The organism is Pseudomonas sp. NPDC078416 (assembly GCF_050268485.1).
Classification (GTDB): Bacteria; Pseudomonadota; Gammaproteobacteria; order Pseudomonadales; family Pseudomonadaceae; genus Aquipseudomonas.
On sequence record NZ_JBNNGV010000004.1, the window covers coordinates 210,031 to 228,103 of the forward strand.

The following is an 18,073-nucleotide window of genomic DNA, read 5'->3' on the forward strand; positions in this document are numbered from 1 at the left end:
CCAGCCCGTATAAAGAACAAGACCTACCTCGCGGCTCTATGCAGCGGCGAGTCAGGGTTTTTGCAGCCTGCAAAAGCCCACGCTGACATGGACGTCGTTTGCTTTGCGCACTGCCCACAACCAGAACAAATGGCACAGGAGCATTCACATGACGTCATCCAACGCCGCTCAAGGCGCAGGTCAGCTTGAAACACGCGGTATCGAACCGGTTCCGGAAAACGAGTGCAACGGCCATCCGTTGCAGCTTTTCTGGGTGTGGTTCGCGGCCAATATCAGCATCCTCGGTCTGCCGCTGGGAGCGACGCTGGTGGCCTTTCGCGGGTTGTCGATCGGGCAGGCGATCATCGTCGCCATCCTCGGCGCGGCCGGTTCGTTTGCCGTAGTCGGGGTCATTTCAATTGCCGGCCGGCGGGGCAGGGCGCCGAGTCTGACGCTGTCGCGGGCGATTTTCGGCATGCGCGGGAATATCGGTCCGACCATCGTCTCGCTGATGTCGCGTCTGGGTTGGGAAACCGTGAACACCACGACCGCCGCATTCGTACTGCTGTCGCTGTGCTCGATCCTCTTCGCTACGCCGGTGGAGGCCAAGAGTGCGCCGGGCCTGACCCTCGTGTTCATCGCCATTTTCGTGCTGATGACGCTGACCGTTTCCGGCCTCGGCCACGCCACCTTGCTGGTCATTCAGAAATGGGCGACATACATCTTTGGCGCGTTGAACGTCATCGTCGGCGGGTTTCTGATCGCGCACATCGACTGGGCCGCCGTGTTTAATGCGGCGCCTGCACCGGTGAGCGCAATGATCATCGGCATCGGTACCATGGCGGCGGGCACCGGCATCGGCTGGGCCAATGCGGGGGCCGACATGTCGCGCTATCAGCATCGCAGCGTCAAGGCCACGCGGCTGGTGGCGTCGGCCGCTTTCGGCGCCGGCATCCCGTTGGTGTTGCTGATCACTCTGGGCGGGCTGCTGTCGGTGGGCAATGACCACCTGGCGTCGGCCACCGATCCGATCATCGCGATTCGCGAACTGCTGCCGACCTGGATGGCCGTGCCGTACCTGATCACGGCGTTCGGCGGGCTGCTGCTCTCCAATAATCTGTCGGTGTACTCGGCGGGGCTGACCACGCTGACGCTGGGCCTGAAGATCAAGCGCGTGCACGCGGTGATCGTCGACATCGTGGCGATCTTCGCCGGCTCGATTTACTTCATGCTGATCGCCGACAGCTTTTACGGCCCGTTCATTACCTTCATTTCGATGCTCGCCGTGCCGATCACCGCGTGGGTGGGGATCTTCATCGTCGACCTGATGCATCGCCACTACTACTCACCGGCTGACTTGATGGACGTCTCGCCGCGCAGCGCCTATTGGTATCGCGGCGGCATCGAGTGGCGTGCGCTGGGTGCATGGGCGCTGGCCATCGTGCTTGGGTACAGTTTCACCACCGTCGCGACCACGCCGGAGAACGTGATATTCAAAGGTTTGCTGTCGGACTCATGGTTCGGCCATAACGGGCTGGGCTGGATCGTCACCTTCCTGGTGGCGGGCGGTGTATATGCTCTGCTTGGCGGCGCCCGTGACCGTCGCGTTGTTGCCGAAGAGGTTGTTCATGCCCGCTAGATTGCTCTACACCGGCCAGGTCGTGGTCGATCTGGTCATGGCCCTGGACGCTTTGCCTCGTTCGGGCGGCGATGTGCTCGCCCGCTCGGCGGCCTTTGAAACGGGCGGAGGATTCAACGTGATGGCCGCCGCACGACGCAGTGGCATGCCAACGCTGTATCTCGGTCGCCACGGCGCGGGGCGTTTTGGCGATCTGGCGCGACAGGCCATGGCGGCAGAAGGCATCGACATTGCGGCGGCGGCGTCGACGGGTCAGGACACGGGCCTGTCGGTGGCGCTCATCGAGCCTTCGGCCGAGCGCTCGTTCATTTCCTATGTCGGTGCCGAGGGCGGTTTGTCGGCTGACGATCTAAGTGGCGTCGATGTGCAGCCTGAGGATTACGTGTTCGTCAGCGGCTACAGCTTGCTGCACGAGAATAAGGTTTCGACGCTGCTGGACTGGCTCGCGCAGTTGCCGGCAGGGGCGGGCGTGGTGTTTGATCCGGGGCCGCTGATCGATTCGCCGGAGGCGTCCGACATGCAGGCGGTGTTGCCATTGATCACGCTGTGGACGAGCAATGCGGAAGAGGCGCTGCGCTTCACCGGGTGCGAGGCGATCGATGGGGCCCTCGAAAGGCTGGCGCACTGGCTGCGCGACGACGCGTTATTGGTGGTGCGTGATGGACCGGACGGCTGCTGGATTCGTCAGGGTTCCGAGCCCCGACACGTGCGTGGCTTCCCGGTCACGGCCATCGACACCAACGGCGCCGGCGATGCCCATGCGGGCGTGTTGCTGGCCGGGCTGGCGTCAGGGCTGTCGGCTGCAGAAGCGGCATTGCGCGCCAATGCGGCCGCAGCCATCGCCGTCACCCGCTGGGGCCCGGCGACTGCGCCGACGGCGGCAGAAGTGGATGAGCTGGTCGGCAGCAGCGAATTTCCTGCGACACACTGATAATCTCCGCCATCACAAGACCTGTAGGAGCGTGGCTTGTCCCGCGATCTGGCGCGAAGCGGCAGCCAATCCGCTGACTGCGGTTCCTCAGGAAGGACCGAGTCGTCCGGTTTTACGACTGCTGCGCAGCCGATCGCGGGACAAGCCACGCTCCTGCGGCCTGCGGCCAGAATCAAACAGCGAACTTGCTCACCCCAACCCGTATTTCTTCACCTTGTCGAACAACGTGGTCTTGGCCATGCCCAGTTCCTGGCTGGCCTGGCTGAGATTCCCGCCGCTGCGTTGCAACGCTTCGCCGAGCAGGTTCTTCTCGAACGCTTCCACGGCTTCGGCGAAATCCAGGCGTTGAGTGGCGACTTCCGCACCGGCGGTCTTGAACGCCGGCAGGCCCAATGCGTAGCGCTCGGCAACGTTGCGAAGCTCGCGCACATTGCCTGGCCAGTCGTGGGCCAGCAGCGCCGAGCGGGTCTGTGCATCCAGCTGTGGCGCCTCACGGTCGAAGCGTAGCGAAGACTGCTGCAGAAAGTGTTCGAACAACTGCAGGATGTCTTCGCGCCGCTCGCGCAAGGGCGGCAGTTCGAGGGTCACCACGTTCAACCGGTAATACAGGTCGCTGCGGAACTGGCCCGCTTTGCTCAGCGCATTGAGCTCCGACTTGGTCGCGGCGATCACCCGGCAATCCACCGCGACACTTTGGTTTGAACCCAGTCGCTCCAGCGTGCGCTCCTGCAATACCCGCAGCAGTTTGATCTGCAGGTTGATCGGCATGCTTTCCACTTCGTCGAGGAACAGCGTGCCGTTGTGGGCGTGTTCGATCTTGCCGATGCGGCGTTTGCCGGCGCCAGTGAAGGCGTTGGCCTCGTGACCGAATATCTCGCTCTCGAACAGGCTTTCCGGCAGACCGCCGCAGTTCAGCGCAACGAACTGATGGTCATGGCGGCGGCTGAAGTCATGCAGGCAGCGGGCGACGAGTTCTTTACCGGTGCCGGTTTCACCTTCGATCAATACGTTGGCCGAGGTGTCCGCGACATTGGCGATCAGCGCGCGCAGGGTTTGCATCGCCTGGGAGCGACCAATGATCTTGCCCTCCAGGGAGTCGCGCTCGGCCAGTTGCCGACGCAGTGACCAGACTTCACGGGCCAGCCCGCGTTGCTCCAGCGCGCGGCGAGCGGCGTCGACCAGCCGCTCGGGAGAGAAGGGCTTTTCCATGAAATCGTAGGCGCCATCGCGCATCGCGCCGACCGCCATCGACACGTCGCCGTGACCGGTGATCAGCACCACGGGGAGGGTCCGATCGCGTTCTTTGAGGCGCTTGAGCAGCTCAAGCCCGTCCATGCCCGGCAGGCGAATGTCACTGATGACGATGCCGGCGAAGTTCTCATTCACCAAGGCCAGCGCTTCCTCGGCGCTGCCCACGCCCTGGCTGTGAATGTCTTCCAGCGCCAGCGCCTGTTGGCAGCCGAGCAGGACATGCGGGTCGTCTTCGACGATGAGGACCGTCAGATCAGTGTTCATGGTGTATTCCAGTACGACAGCGTTGCGTTCATCGCGAGGGGTTCCCGTGGCCGAAGTGCGCAATCGTGTAGGAGCGCGCTTGCCCGCGAAAGCGATGTGTCAGGTGTGAACAAGGTGACTGCCCCTCTGCTTTCGCGAGCAAGCTCGCTCCCCCAGAGACCGGGAATGGTTTGATCTCTCATACACCCGCCGCTCCGCGATCAACCAGAGGCAACACCAGCACAAACATTGTGCCGCCCTCGGCCGGGTCTTCAGCGTTGAGTGTGCCGCCTGCCGCTGCGGCGAGGCTGGCGGACAGCGTCAGGCCGAGCCCGAGGCCCTGTTCACCAGGCTTGGTGGTGAAGAACGGCTCGAACAGGTGCTTGCGCGCTTCGGCGTCGATGCCGTGGCCGTTGTCCCGCACGCGCAGCCGGTAACGGCCCTCGAACACCTCACCTTCCAGCCACAGAATCGGCAGCGGCTGCGCTTGCATGGCGTCCAGCGCGTTGCCGATCAGGTTGACCAGAATCTGCTCAAGCCGGGTCTGGTCAATCGCCAACTCAACGTCGTCGATGCGCTGATGCAACTCCAGCGAGGCATTGTCCAGGCGGGCCGCGAGCAACTGCAGTGCAGCGTCGACTGCCTTGCTCAGCGACGCCTGACCTTTGTCTTCTCCGCGCCGGGCGAAGGCGCGCAGGCTGGCGGTGATGCGGCCCATGCGATCCACCAGATCATTGATGGTGCGCAGGTTCGCACTCGCCGTGTCCAGCGCGCCCCGTTCGAGAAACCGAACGGTGTTGCCCGACAACGTGCGCAGCGCCGCCAGTGGCTGATTCAGTTCATGGGCGATGCTGGTGGACATCTGGCCGATGGCCGCGAGTTTGCCGGCCTGAATCAATTCATCCTGGGCCTGGCGCAGGGTTTCTTCGGCCTGGCGACGTTCACGAATCTGGCCCTTCAGGCGTTCGTTGCTGGCGCGCAGGTCGGCGGTGCGGTCGGTGATGCGCCGTTCCAGTTCGTTGTTCGCCTGCTCCAGCGCTTCACGGGCGGCGAGGCGGGTGGAAATCACCTTACGCCGCTCGTTCCAGGCGATCAGCAGAAACGCCACCAGCGCACAGGCGACGGCGACCAGCATTCCCTGATTGGCGGCTTCCCGGCGCAGGTCTTCCAGCGGCGTCAGCAAAGTCAGGTGCCAGGGCGTGTCGGCCAGTTCGCGGGTCTGCGCCAGGTAACTCACCACCGTGTGCTCATGATCAACGCTGGTGTTGGCCGGAAAGGTCAGCTTCTCCACGCCGTCGGCGATCGATTCACGTTCCAGCGGCACCAGTTCGTTGAGCGGCCACCAGTAATATTGCAGGCTGCGGGCCAGCCGCTCCTTGATCTCGGCGGTCAGCGGGCGGACTGATTTCAGCCGTCGCGCCGGGTCGCTGGAGAGGATGATGATGCCGTTCTCGTCGCTGACAAATGCCTCCAGGCGCGCGCGCTGCCAGCGTTCTTCCAGGGCTTCAAGCCGGACCTTGATCACCGCGACGCCGATGATCTTGCCTTTCTCTTCCAGCCCGTGGGCCAGGTAATAACCCGGCTCGCCTGTGGTGCTGCCGATGCCGTAAAAGCGGCCCGGCAGACCGCGAATCGCGTCCTGGTAATAAGCGCGGAAGGACAGGTCTTCACCGAGGTAACTGTCGGCATCGCGCCAGTTGCTGGTGGCCAGCACCCGGCCGGTGGTGTCCAGCACATAGATGGCCCGACTGCGGCTGCGCCGGTTCAGGCCTTCGAGGTAATCGTTGACCTTGGCGCGCAACTCCGCAGACGGATGGTTGAGCAGGTCGGAAACATTGGATTCCAGCTCCAGCACGCTGGGCAGGTAGTTGTACTTGTTGATCTCGCTCTCGACGGTGCGCGCGTGCAGCTCGAGCTGACGCTGACCGTTTTCACCCAGCGCCTTGATGGCGTTCTTCTCGCTGTACAAATACGTGACGTAACCCAGCGCAATCATCAGCAGGATGATCAGCGGCGGCACGAACAGATGGCGAATCAGTCGGGGTTTCACGGCGAGTGATGGCGGCGCGGCGCGGTAGAGAGGGGGGTCGCATTTCATCACAGTCGTCCTGGACCGGCCAGCCGCCCGTTTCATCATGTTGATGAACGAGCGGCCGGTGGTTTTACGCCCTCGAAGGGCTAATGCTTTTAGTGCTGCAGGATTTTGTTGAGGAATTGCTGAGCCCGCTCGGAGCGCGCGTTGACGTCGCCGAAGAACTCTTCCTTCTCGCAGTCTTCGACGATCTGGCCCTTGTCCATGAAGATCACGCGATCGGCCACTTTGCGGGCGAAGCCCATTTCGTGGGTCACGCACATCATGGTCATGCCTTCGTGGGCCAGCTGCACCATCACGTCGAGCACTTCGTTGACCATTTCCGGGTCGAGCGCGGAGGTCGGTTCGTCGAACAGCATCACCACCGGGTCCATGGCCAATGCGCGGGCAATCGCCACACGCTGTTGCTGACCGCCTGAGAGTTGCCCCGGGTGCTTGTGGGCATGGGCCGAGAGGCCGACACGTTCGAGCAGTTGCAGGCCTTTTTTCGTGGCTTCTTCCTTGCTGCGTCCCAACACCTTGATCTGCGCGATGGTCAGGTTTTCGGTGATGGTCAGGTGCGGGAACAACTCGAAATGCTGGAACACCATGCCGACGCGCGAGCGCAGTTTCGGCAGATTGGTTTTCGGGTCAGCGATCGACGTGCCATCGACCACGATGTCGCCTTTCTGAAACGGCTCCAGCGCGTTGACGCACTTGATCAGCGTGGACTTGCCCGAGCCCGACGGGCCGCAGACCACAATCACTTCGCCTTTTTTGACCTCAGTGCTGCAATCGGTCAGCACCTGGAAGTCCCCATACCACTTGTTGATATTTTTGATGGAAATCATACGGCTAACCTTTTTTGCATGAACTTGACCAGGCGCGACGCGGCGAAGCTGATCGTGAAGTACACCAGACCGGCGACAATCAGGAACTCGTTGGAGCGCCCGATGATGTCGCCGCTGGAGCGTGCCGAGTTGAGGAAGTCGACCAGACCGACCGTGTAGACCAGCGAGGTGTCCTGAAACAGGATGATGCTCTGCTGCAACAGCAGCGGGGTCATCTTGCGGAACGCCTGGGGCAGGATGATCAGGCGCATCATCTGGCCGTAGGTCATGCCCAGCGCTTGAGCCGCGCCCATCTGGCCGCGGGAAATCGACTGCACGCCGGCCCGCACGATTTCACAGAAGTAGGCTGCCTCGAACATCATGAACGCCACGACGCAGGAGGTGAACGCGCCGATCGGTGTGTCTTCGCCGGTGATCCAGCGCAGCACGAACGGTACCGCCAGGTAGAACCAGGTGATGACCAGCAGCAGCGGGATCGAGCGGAAGTAGTTGACGTAGGCGCCGGCAACCCGTGACGCCAGCTTGTTCGACGACAATCGCATCAGCGCCAGAATCGTGCCGATGATGATGCCGCCCACAATGCCCATGGCCATCAACTGCAAGGTCATGAGCATGCCGTTCCACATGCCCGGGATGGCGGGAATCACTCCAGAGAAGTCCATTACTTACCTCCCACGGAGATCAGGCCCGGCACCGCGACTTTCTTCTCGATCAGACGCATGAGCAGCATCAGGCTCATGTTCAGGGTGAAGTAGATCAGCGTCGCCAGGGTGAAGGCTTCGAACAGGTTCGCGGAAAACTCGGCGGTCTGTTTGGTCTGCGCAAGCAACTCCATCAGACCGATCAGCGACGCCACGGACGAGTTCTTGAACACGTTGAGGAATTCGGAGGTGAGCGGGGGAATGATGATCCGGTACGCCTGGGGCAACAGCACGTTCCAGTAGATCTGCGGCAGTTTGAAACCCATGGCGCGGGCGGCAGATTCCTGCCCCACCGGCAACGCCTGAATCCCGGTGCGCACCTGTTCGCAGACACGCGCGGCGGTGAACAGGCCCAGGCACACGACAACGCTCAGGAACGCCGAGGTGGTCGGATTAAGGTCTTGCTTGTACCACTCCTGCAGATTCTCGGGCAGCAGATCCGGCACCAGGAAGTACCAGATGAACAGCTGCACCAGCAGTGGCACATTACGGAAAATTTCCACGTAAATCGCGGCAATTGAAGAAACGATGCGGTTTGGCACCGTGCGCATGACACCGAGCACCGAGCCCAGCAGCAACGCAATGATCCAGGCAACGACGGCAATGGCGATGGTCCAGCCCAGCCCGGTGATGTACCAGTCCAGATAGGTCTCGCTGCCGACGCCCGTGGACTTGAAGAACACGCCCCAGTCCCAGTTGTAGTTCATCAGGGTCTCCCCTCTTATCGATCGTTATGCACGCACGCGCCAGGTAGCGGCTTCCGGACACGCAGGGCGTCTCCGGAAGTCAGGCTTTTCACGTTTTCAGAATGGCGGAGCGAAGGACTCAGGCCTTCTTGTCCGGCGCCGGCTTGTCGTTCGGGTTGGCGATCAGCGCTTTGAGCTGTTCGCTCATCGGGAACATCAGGTTCAGGCCTTTTGGTGGAATCGGCTGGGTGAACCACTTGTCGTAGATCTTGTTGATCTCGCCCGATTTGTAGGTCGCAACGATGGCGTCATCGACGGCTTTCTTGAACGCAGGGTCTTCCTTGCGAACCATGCAACCGTAGATTTCGTAGGACTGTGGCGTGCCGGTAACGGCCCAGTCGGTCGGCTTCTTGGCCTTGGCCATTTCGCCTGCGAGCAGGGCGTCGTCCATCATGAAGGCAACGGCGCGGCCCGATTCCAGCATCTGGAACGACTCGCCGTGGTCCTTGGCCGAAATCACGTTCATGCCCATCTGCTTGTCGGCGTTCATCGCCTTGAGGATGCGCTCGGAGGTGGTGCCCGCCGTGGTCACGACGTTCTTGCCTTTGAGGTCGTCAAAGTCTTTGTAGGACGAATCAGCCTTGCTCAGCAGACGGGTGCCGATTTCGAAGATGCCGACGGAGAAGTCGACTTGCTGCGCGCGCTCGGCATTGTTGGTCGTCGAACCGCATTCAACGTCGACGGTGCCGTTCTGCACCAGCGGGATACGGGTCTGGGAAGTGACCAGGTTGTACTTGACCTTCAGGTCGGGCATGTCCAGGTCTTTCTTGATCGCTTCAACGATCTTCAGCTGGATGTCAGCGGAGTAGCCCACTGGCACGCCGGAAGCGTCAGCGATGTAGGAAAAAGGAATGGAGGAGTCGCGGTGACCGAGTGTGATGGTGCCCGACTCTTTGATTTTCTTCAGAGTGCCGTTGAGTTCGGCGGCGAAAACAGGTGTGGTGATCAAAGCGGCAGCAATGGCTGCGCCCAGGATGTGGGGAACGATGCGCATCTGGTTTTCCTCGACATTGTTTTTTTTATTGGGCCGGTGTTGGACGGCCCTATCGTTTCAGAGCGCTTCAACGGCGGCCCAGTCAGGCGACACGCTACATCGAAGCAATCGTGCAAGAGTGTAGAGCATGAGTCATGCCAGAGATGTGATCGACGCTAAGCATATGAAAGTGCTGGGTATTTAAAGAGGAGGGATGAGCGAGGAGCGGTTCGGCCGTCCGGGATTCCGAATCGGGAGGGGGAGGGTGTTCGGGAATCCGAATGATATTGCGGCTTGAGTCACCTGTAGGAGCGCGCTTGCCCGCGAAGGCGTCGTGCCAGTCAACGTCTCCATCAACTGACCCAATGCCATCGCGGGCAAGCGCGCTCCTACAGGAGGTCAGTGCACCCCAATCAGGCTGTGAGGGGCGCGGTGACGACCATCAGGTCGATGGGGTTAATGCTGCCCGCCACTTTATCCAGGTACGCCTGGACCTTCAGTTGCTCTTCCTGAGTGGTGAACAAGCCAAGCTTGGTCCGGCGCCACAGGATATCGTCGGCCTTGGTCGCCCATTCCTCGCTGCACAGGTAATCCACCTCGCGGCTGTACAGGCCACCGCCCAAGTGCTCGCCCATTTCGTTCAGAACCTGGACGCCCTCGACGATGCGCCAGCTGCGTGAGCCATACGTAATGGCCCAACGCTTGGCGATTGCTGCCGGCAGCCAAGTGCAACGCTGTTGCAGTTCGGCGGCCAATGCATCGGGAGTGGTCATGCTTTCACCGCCTGGCAGGCTGGCTTTTGCGGTCCAGCTTGGCTTCATCTGCGGGAAAAACGGCGCAAGTTGCTGCATGGCCGATTCCGCCAATTTGCGGTAGGTCGTCAGCTTGCCGCCGAACACGGAAAGGATCGGCGCCTCTTGGGCACTGCCCGACAGCGACAGGGTGTAGTCACGGGTGATCGCCGACGGGTTGTCCGACTCGTCGTTGCACAGCGGACGCACGCCTGACCACGTGCTCAGAATGTCGGCGCGGCTGAGTTGCTTCTTGAAGTGATCGTTGACGATCTTCAGCAGGTAATCGGTCTCGCCTTCGGTGATCGCGACCTTGCCCGGGTCGTCAGAATATTCGCGGTCGGTGGTACCGATGATGGTGAAGCGTTCCAGGTACGGAATGGCAAACACGATGCGCTGATCTTCGTTCTGAAGAATGAACGCGTTTTCGCCTTCGTACAGTTTTGGCACGATCAAGTGGCTGCCCTGAATCAGGCGAATGCCGTACTGCGATTCGAGCTTCAAGTCCTCACGAATGAACTTGGCGACCCATGGACCGGCCGCGTTAACCAGCGCTTTGGCGCGAATGGAAAACAGGCTGCCGTCCGCGCGCTCCATGTTCATGTGCCACACACCGCCGCTGCGACGGGCGCCCAGGCAGCGGGTCTGCGTGTGAATGTGCGCGCCTTTTTCACGGGCGGCCATGGCGTTCAGGACGACCAGGCGTGCATCGTCAACCCAGCAATCGGAGTATTCAAAGCCCTTGGTGATCGAACTGTTCAGCGGGCTGTTGGCGCCGAAGCGAATGGTCTTCGACGCTGCCAGCTTCTCGCGCTTGCCAAGGTGGTCATACAGGAACAGCCCAGCACGGATCATCCATGCGGGGCGCAGGTGCGGGCGGTGAGGCAACACGAAACGCATCGGCTTGACGATATGCGGCGCTTTTTCCAGCAGCACTTCGCGTTCGGCCAGGGCTTCGCGCACCAGACGGAATTCGTAGTGCTCCAGATAACGCAGGCCACCGTGAATCAGCTTGCTGCTGGCTGACGAGGTGTGGCTGGCGAGGTCGTCCTTCTCGCAGAGAAAGACCGAAAGGCCCCGGCCCGATGCGTCTGCCGCGATGCCAACACCATTGATGCCACCACCGATCACGGCAACGTCATAGACCTCGGAAAGGGGTGGGGTGGGCAAACTGGACTGGGCCATCGGGGCCTCCTGAGTGTTCGATCGCGTTCGAATGTTGCGCCACAGAGCGGGCGAATTCGAACATTTATGTTCATTTCCGAAAATAGTAGCGCAATAAGGCGAACACAGCCACTCAGTATTCATTGAAAATACTGATGGGAGAGAGGGGAAAGGAACAAAAGCGAACATCGGAAGTGAAGCGAGCGCTGGAATCGCGCTCGCCCCTGGATCGGGGGTTACACCACTTCCAGCCGAATCTTGTTCTGCGTCAGCAGTTGCGCCAGCGCGGGCACCGGCGTCTGGTCCGTCACCAGGCAATCGATCAGGGTGATCGGTCCCAGTCGAACCATCGCGTTTCGGCCGAACTTGCTGGAGTCCGCGGCCAGGATCACCTGACGCGCGTTGGCGATGATCGCCTGGGAAACGCGCACTTCCTGATAATCGAAATCCAGCAGGCTGCCGTCCTCGTCGATACCACTGATGCCGACCAGGGCGAAATCGACCTTGAACTGCGTGATGAAATCCACGCTCGCCTGACCGACCACGCCACCGTCCCGACGCACATTGCCGCCCGCCAGCAGCACTTCGAAGTCGTCCTTGCCGCTGAGAATCGACGCGACATGCAGGTTGTTGGTAATGATCTTCAAGTGGTTGTGGTTGAGCAGCGCGCGGGCGATGGATTCGGTGGTAGTGCCGATGTTGATGAACAGCGACGCATGATCGGGGATCTGCGCGGCAATGGCCTCGGCGATGCGTTGCTTCTCATCGCGCATCTGATCGGCACGCATGGCGTAGGCCGTGTTTTCAATGCTGGAGTCGTAGGCCGCGCCACCGTGGTAGCGACGCAGGAGGTTCATTTCCGCGAGCTGATTGATGTCACGGCGGATGGTTTGCGGGGTCACGACGAACAGCTGCGCCATTTCCTCGATGCTGACGTAGCCGCGCTCACGGACCAGCTCGAGGATCTGCTGTTGACGGGGTGGCAGATTCATTTTTTATCCTTCGGGCACGGGCGCCCATGATGCCGCAGGCAGCCATGGCCTGTCAGCCGGAAAAAATGCCTCTGCCGCTCCTTTCAGAACCGTGCTTATTCGACCTCTTCGTGGGGTTCCCAGTCGCGCGTACGGTCCACCGCCTTGCGCCAGCCGGCGTAGAGTTTTTCCTTCTCCGCGTCATCGCATTGCGGCTCGAACTTGCGCTCGATGACCGCTTTGCCCTTCAGCTCGTCCAGCCCGCTCCAGAAACCGATCGCCAGACCGGCCAGATACGCTGCGCCCAGTGCGGTGGTTTCGCGCATTTTCGGGCGCTCCACCGGCGTGCCAAGAATGTCGGCCTGGAACTGCATGAGGAAGTTGTTGGCCACTGCGCCGCCGTCAACGCGAAGGGCCTTGAGCGGCTCGCCGGCGTCCTGTTGCATGGCGTCGAGCACGTCGCGGGTCTGGTAGGCGATGGACTCCAGCGCCGCACGGATGATGTGGTCGACCTTCACGCCACGGGTCAGGCCGAACAGCGCGCCCCGTGCATAAGGGTCCCAATAGGGCGCGCCCAGACCGGTGAACGCAGGCACCAGATAGACGCCATTGCTGTTTTTCACCTTGGTGGCGAAGTATTCGGTGTCCATGGAGTCGTTGACGATTTTCAGCTCGTCGCGCAGCCACTGCACGGTGGAACCGCCGTTGAACACCGCGCCCTCCAGCGCATAGGCCACTTCGCCCCGTGGACCGCAGCCAATAGTGGTGAGCATGCCGTGGCTGGATTTGACGGCCTTCTTGCCCGTGTTCATCAACAGGAAGCAACCCGTGCCGTAGGTGTTCTTCGCCTGACCCGGCTCGACGCACATCTGGCCGAACAACGCCGATTGCTGATCGCCGGCGATCCCGGCAATGGGAATGCCGCTTTTGCTGTGGCCATAGACTTCGGACGACGACTTGACCTCCGGCAACATTTCCCGGGGCACGTCGAGTACATCGAGCATGCGCTGATCCCATTCCAGCGTATGGACGTTGAACATCATCGTGCGCGAGGCGTTGGTGTAGTCGGTGACGTGCACCTTGCCGCCGGTAAATTTCCAGATCAGCCAGCTATCGACGGTGCCGAACAGCAGCTCGCCACGGCGGGCGCGCTCGCGGCTGCCTTCAACGTGGTCAAGAATCCACTTCAGTTTGCTGCCGGAAAAGTACGGGTCGATGACCAGACCGGTGGTGTCCCGGATGTAGTCTTCCAGACCGTCACGCTTGAGTTGCTGGCAGATCTCGGTGCTGCGGCGGCACTGCCAGACCACAGCGTTGTAGATCGGCCGGCCGGTGTCCTTTTCCCAGACCACTGTGGTTTCACGCTGGTTGGTGATACCGATCGCCGCGATCTGGTTGTGATGCAGGTTGGCTTGGGCGAGCACCTTGGTCATGCACGCGGTCTGGGTCGCGAAGATCTCCATCGGATCGTGCTCGACCCAGCCAGGCTGGGGATAGTGCTGAACGAACTCACTCTGGGCGCTGCTGACCACGTTGGCGTCGCGGTCAAAAATGATGGCGCGGGAGCTGGTGGTGCCTTGATCCAGAGCGATGATGTAATTCTTATTTTCGGTGTCGGTCATGGTGAATGCCTGGTGATGTAGCGAGTTTCCGGAAACGGCCGTCCGTTTTTTTGCCTGTGCGAGGTGCCTTTGCGCACTGAATACCGGGATGGCGTCAAGGAAGCAAGCGGGATATTCGTATTCGAAAAAATATAGACGTAAACGAACCTTGTCAAAGGTCGAAAGCGAACGTTACCGATGAATGTTCCAAGACGCCGATATTAGTGGATAAGTCCTTCTCGAATGCAGGCATTTCGATAACCGATGGCCTAAAGTATCGTCAGCAAAAGAGAAAGTATCTGGCTGTCTGGAGTGCTGCATGACCCCTGCATTGGATTTACTGAAAAAGGTTCGCGCCGAACATCGCGTCCACAGTTATGAGCACGATCCCAAAGCCGCTTCGTATGGCCTGGAAGCGGCAGAGAAGCTCGATCTGGCCCCCGCCCAGGTGTTCAAGACGCTGCTCGCCAGCACCGAGAAAGGCGAGCTGCTGGTGGCCGTTGTCCCCGTCGTCGGCTCGCTGGACCTGAAAGCCCTGGCCCATGCCGCAGGCGCGAAGAAGGCCGAAATGGCTGATCCGGGTGCCGCCCAACGTGCCACCGGCTATTTACTGGGCGGGATCAGCCCGCTTGGGCAGAAGAAAAGGCTGCGCACCTTCATCGATGAGTCCGCTCAACCGTTCGCGACGATTTTTGTCAGCGCAGGTCGGCGCGGGCTTGAAGTCGAGCTGCCCGCCGCTGTACTTGCACAACACACCGGTGCGACCTTTGCCCGGATCGGCCGGGAATGATTCGCCGGGTTCGTCAGAAATGCCTGACCCTTTCAAGCGGTGAAACTGGCCGCAGACCCGCAGCGCCCGAACCGGGTTGCCGCGTCCATTCACTCGGGGATGCCTTCCATGCAGCTTGAATTCCACCAGGTCGATGCCTTCACCGACCGCCCGTTCTCAGGCAACCCGGCCATGGTCTACCGCCTTGACGCCTGGCTTTCCGATCAATTGATGCAGCAAATTGCTTCGGAGCACAATTTGTCGGAGACCGCCTTTCTGGTCCGTGAGGCCCCGGGCTGGCACATACGCTGGTTCACCCCGACCCATGAAGTGCCGTTGTGCGGTCATGCGACCCTCGCCAGCGCCTTTGTGCTGTTCGAGAAGTACGGCGAGAAGGCCGAGGTCATTCACTTCATCGGCAAATCCGGGCCGTTGAGTGTGAGCCGTGAGAGCAATCGGCTGGTTCTGGACTTTCCGTCGATGCCCCCCGCCGAGCAGGGTGTGACGGTGGAAATCGAGCGTGCTCTCGGGACTGCCGTCGTCGACGTGCTGAGTGCGGCGGAATTGCTCGTGGTGCTGGAGTCCGAGCAGGCTGTTCGCGATTGCAAACCCGACTTTGCCGCCATCGCGCGGTTGCCGTGGCCTGGGGTGATCGTCACCGCCAAGGGGGACGGCGAGCGCTACGATTTTGTCTCGCGCTACTTCGCGCCGGGCATCGGCATCAATGAAGACCCGGTCACGGGCTCGACGCACTGCAGCCTGATTCCCTACTGGTCGGCCCGTCTGAACAAATTCAGCCTGACCGGTTATCAGGCGTCGGCGCGGGGAGGGGAGCTGTTCTGCCGGCTGGAGGGTGAACGCGTGAAGATTGGCGGCCACGCGACGCTGGTTGCCAGCGGCGCGTTGATACTCGGCTAGTTGATACGAGGCTGAAAGTGCCTGATCGAGAATGACAGGCCTTCAGACCGTCACGTCCCGATGCACCGGAACGCTCCGATGCACCGGCACACTGCCCGAGGCTGGAAAGAGCACCAGATGCTCGGCTGACACGTTGAAGCCGACCTGATCCCCGGCGCGTAGATCCACATGGCTGGGGAATAACGCTTCGAGGTGCGTGCCGGTCGGTAGCTGCAAACGATACAACGTAGCCGCGCCCTGGAACGTCAGCCCCGCAACGCGGGCCTTGATCGGGCTGTCGGGCGCATAAACGATGTCGTCAGGGCGCAGCAGCACATCCATCGGGGTGCCGCGCGCGCCGGCGTAGCCACGGTTACCTCGCAGCACACCCAATTCGGTCTGCACCGATTCGGCATCGATCATTGTCCCGCGAATGAAATAACCCTGACCGACGAAACTGGCGACATAAGGCGTCGCCGGCTCGTGATAGAGGTTGTAGGGCGTGTCCCACTGCTCCAGCCGACCGTCCTTGAACACGCCGACGTGATCGCTCACGGCAAAGGCTTCTTCCTGGTCGTGGGTCACCAGAATCGCGCTGGTCCCACGGGCTTTGAGAATGTCGCGCACCTCGTGGCTCAGGCGCCGACGCAACTCGCCATCCAGATTTGAAAACGGCTCATCCAGCAGCAACAACTGCGGCTCCGGCGCGAGCGCGCGGGCCAGCGCCACCCGTTGCTGCTGCCCACCGGAAAGCTCATGGGGATGACGCGTGCCCAGCGCGCCGAGATTGACCAGCTCCAGCATTTCCTGAACCACCTGCTTCTGGCGCGGGTGATTGCGGATGCCGAAGGCGATGTTGTCGGCGACGGTGAGATGCGGAAACAGGGCGTAGTCCTGAAACACCATGCCGATCCGGCGCTTCTCCGGTGCCAGGGTAAACCCGGCCCGGGAAATGACCTCGCCCGCCAGCCTGATCTCGCCTTCATGGACCGGCTCGAAACCGGCGATGGCGCGCAGGGTGGTGGTCTTGCCGCAGCCGGACGAACCCAGCAGGCACCCGATGTCACCGGCATTCAAGTGCAGATTGAGGTTCTGCACCACCCGTTGGTCCTGATAACCGCAGGCGAGGTTATGCAGGGTCAGCAACAAAGGCTGACTCATGGTGCGGTGAAGGCCGGGGCCACGAGAAATTCGAGCAGGGCTTTCTGCGCGTGCAGCCGGTTCTCCGCCTGATCCCACGCCACCGAACGCGGGTCATCCAGCAGGTCTTCGCTGATCTCTTCACCACGGTGCGCCGGCAGGCAGTGCATGAAAATCACGTCGTCAGCCGCGCGGTCCAGCATTGCACGGGTGACCTGGAAAGGCTTGAACAGGGCCAGACGCTTGGCGGCTTCTTCTTCCTGGCCCATGGACGTCCACACATCGGTGGAGACCAGGTGTGCGCCTTTTACCGCTTCGTGGGGATCACGGATCAGGGTCACGCGATCGCCCGCCATGGCCAGGTAGTGCGCGCTGGGTTCGTAGCCTTCCGGACAGGCGACACGCAGCTGAAAGTCGAACTGAATCGCTGCTTCTATATAGCTGTTGCACATGTTGTTGCCATCGCCGATCCACGCCACGGTCTTGCCCTGAATGGAGCCACGGTGTTCGAGGAACGTCTGCATGTCGGCCAGCAACTGGCACGGATGAAGGTCATCGGACAGGCCGTTGATCACCGGCACGCGGGAATGGGCAGCGAATTCGGTGAGGTTGCTGTGGGCGAAGGTCCGGATCATCACGGCATCGACCATCCGCGACATGACCCGCGCGCCGTCGGCAATCGGCTCGCCACGCCCGAGTTGAGTGTCTCGAGGGGACAGGAAGATGGCCTGCCCGCCCAGCTGGATCATCCCGGCCTCGAACGAAACTCGCGTCCGGGTGGATGATTTTTCGAAGATCATCGCCAGGATGCGGCCCTTCAATGGCTCGAAGAGTACACCTCGATTTCGCAGGTCCTTCAGCTCAACGCCGCGACGAATCACCCCGACCAGCTCAGCGGGGGTGTAGTCCATCATCGAGAGAAAGTGCCTTGCGCTCATCATTAACTACCTTGTCTGCAACAGACCGCAGATCCTCAAAGCCGGGTTTTTTCGGAAAAACGGGCGAGACCTGCGGCGAAAGCCGCACGGGGCGACGAATAGGGAAGGCGCGAGGGTATAAGAAAATGTCGCCTGATGCCAAGGCCCGCCGTGACGGAAAATCGTCGTCGGACGTTCGGTAGCCTGAAAGCGCCGTTCGCAGGACGCTTTTCATGTAACGAAGTGCTACAGTCACGATTCTGCGCAGGCCATTCGCCACCGCAGTAGTCCTGATCGGACAGGTCGCTTGTAACTCTCTTTGGCGTCGCCGCGATTACTGCCCGATTCGTAACAGTCGCAAACCACTGTGCAGCCTTATGCGACATGCTTCACGCCGCGGAAACCCGGACGTTTCCTAAACCATCGGCGTGGGTTATA

General features: G+C 61.2%; 15 protein-coding genes. 4 read left to right on the forward strand and 11 right to left on the reverse strand.

Annotation, left to right across the window (positions count from 1 at the left end; all coding sequences use genetic code 11):
• Window positions 1–148: 148 nt before the first annotated feature.
• Together ACQKEN_RS07665 and ACQKEN_RS07670 are read left to right on the forward strand one after the other, a co-directional pair.
• The gene (locus tag ACQKEN_RS07665; RefSeq protein WP_427684836.1) at window positions 149–1,618 is read left to right on the forward strand and encodes a purine-cytosine permease family protein; all 1,470 of its coding nucleotides are present in this window, start codon (window positions 149–151) and stop codon (window positions 1,616–1,618) included.
• On the forward strand, window positions 1,608–2,549 hold the full coding sequence (locus tag ACQKEN_RS07670) for a PfkB family carbohydrate kinase (RefSeq protein WP_427684837.1): 942 nt from the start codon (window positions 1,608–1,610) through the stop codon (window positions 2,547–2,549). Before ACQKEN_RS07665 ends, ACQKEN_RS07670 begins: the two co-directional genes overlap by 11 nt.
• Window positions 2,550–2,738: 189 nt before the next feature.
• On the opposite strand, the gene ACQKEN_RS07675 is transcribed toward ACQKEN_RS07670, so the two are convergent.
• From ACQKEN_RS07675 to glpK, 9 genes are all read right to left on the reverse strand, one after another.
• On the reverse strand, window positions 2,739–4,064 hold the full coding sequence (locus tag ACQKEN_RS07675; RefSeq protein WP_427684839.1) for a sigma-54-dependent transcriptional regulator: 1,326 nt from the start codon (window positions 4,062–4,064) through the stop codon (window positions 2,739–2,741).
• Window positions 4,065–4,242: 178 nt separating this feature from the next.
• A complete protein-coding gene (locus tag ACQKEN_RS07680; protein WP_427684841.1) occupies window positions 4,243–6,141 on the reverse strand; it encodes a sensor histidine kinase in 1,899 nt (632 codons plus the stop codon).
• 89 nt (window positions 6,142–6,230) lie between these two features.
• Window positions 6,231–6,965 carry an amino acid ABC transporter ATP-binding protein gene (locus ACQKEN_RS07685; RefSeq protein ID WP_037012313.1) on the reverse strand — a complete coding sequence of 245 codons (735 nt, stop codon included), beginning with the start codon at window positions 6,963–6,965 and terminating at the stop codon, window positions 6,231–6,233.
• Window positions 6,962–7,627 carry an amino acid ABC transporter permease gene (locus tag ACQKEN_RS07690; protein ID WP_074888945.1) on the reverse strand — a complete coding sequence of 222 codons (666 nt, stop codon included), beginning with the start codon at window positions 7,625–7,627 and terminating at the stop codon, window positions 6,962–6,964. The genes ACQKEN_RS07685 and ACQKEN_RS07690 overlap by 4 nt, the downstream gene beginning before the upstream one ends.
• Complete coding sequence (locus tag ACQKEN_RS07695; protein WP_133772523.1) at window positions 7,627–8,373, reverse strand: amino acid ABC transporter permease; 747 nt, start codon at window positions 8,371–8,373, stop codon at window positions 7,627–7,629. Before ACQKEN_RS07695 ends, ACQKEN_RS07690 begins: the two co-directional genes overlap by 1 nt.
• 118 nt (window positions 8,374–8,491) lie before the next feature.
• Window positions 8,492–9,406 carry a glutamate/aspartate ABC transporter substrate-binding protein gene (locus tag ACQKEN_RS07700; protein WP_427684844.1) on the reverse strand — a complete coding sequence of 305 codons (915 nt, stop codon included), beginning with the start codon at window positions 9,404–9,406 and terminating at the stop codon, window positions 8,492–8,494.
• Window positions 9,407–9,798: 392 nt separating this feature from the next.
• Window positions 9,799–11,361 (reverse strand): glycerol-3-phosphate dehydrogenase, encoded by a 1,563-nt coding sequence (glpD, locus tag ACQKEN_RS07705; protein WP_427684845.1) that lies wholly within the window; start codon window positions 11,359–11,361, stop codon window positions 9,799–9,801.
• Window positions 11,362–11,576: 215 nt separating this feature from the next.
• Window positions 11,577–12,332 carry a DeoR/GlpR family transcriptional regulator gene (locus tag ACQKEN_RS07710; protein WP_074888955.1) on the reverse strand — a complete coding sequence of 252 codons (756 nt, stop codon included), beginning with the start codon at window positions 12,330–12,332 and terminating at the stop codon, window positions 11,577–11,579.
• 95 nt (window positions 12,333–12,427) lie between these two features.
• Complete coding sequence (gene glpK / locus ACQKEN_RS07715; protein WP_427684847.1) at window positions 12,428–13,933, reverse strand: glycerol kinase GlpK; 1,506 nt, start codon at window positions 13,931–13,933, stop codon at window positions 12,428–12,430.
• Window positions 13,934–14,231: 298 nt separating this feature from the next.
• Here glpK and ybaK point away from each other — a divergent pair, with 298 nt between their 5' ends.
• Entirely contained in the window at window positions 14,232–14,702 is a 471-nt protein-coding gene (gene ybaK / locus ACQKEN_RS07720) for a Cys-tRNA(Pro) deacylase (protein ID WP_133772528.1), read from the forward strand.
• A gap of 108 nt (window positions 14,703–14,810) precedes the next feature.
• Window positions 14,811–15,599 (forward strand): PhzF family phenazine biosynthesis protein, encoded by a 789-nt coding sequence (locus ACQKEN_RS07725; RefSeq protein ID WP_133772530.1) that lies wholly within the window; start codon window positions 14,811–14,813, stop codon window positions 15,597–15,599.
• 42 nt (window positions 15,600–15,641) lie between these two features.
• Here the strand turns inward: ACQKEN_RS07725 and ACQKEN_RS07730 are convergent, their stop codons facing one another.
• Window positions 15,642–16,739, reverse strand: coding sequence for an ABC transporter ATP-binding protein (locus ACQKEN_RS07730; protein ID WP_427684849.1), 1,098 nt, complete (start codon window positions 16,737–16,739; stop codon window positions 15,642–15,644).
• Window positions 16,736–17,656, reverse strand: a complete 921-nt coding sequence (gene argF, locus ACQKEN_RS07735; protein WP_427684851.1) for an ornithine carbamoyltransferase — start codon at window positions 17,654–17,656, stop codon at window positions 16,736–16,738. The genes ACQKEN_RS07730 and argF overlap by 4 nt, the downstream gene beginning before the upstream one ends.
• Window positions 17,657–18,073 lie beyond the last annotated feature (417 nt).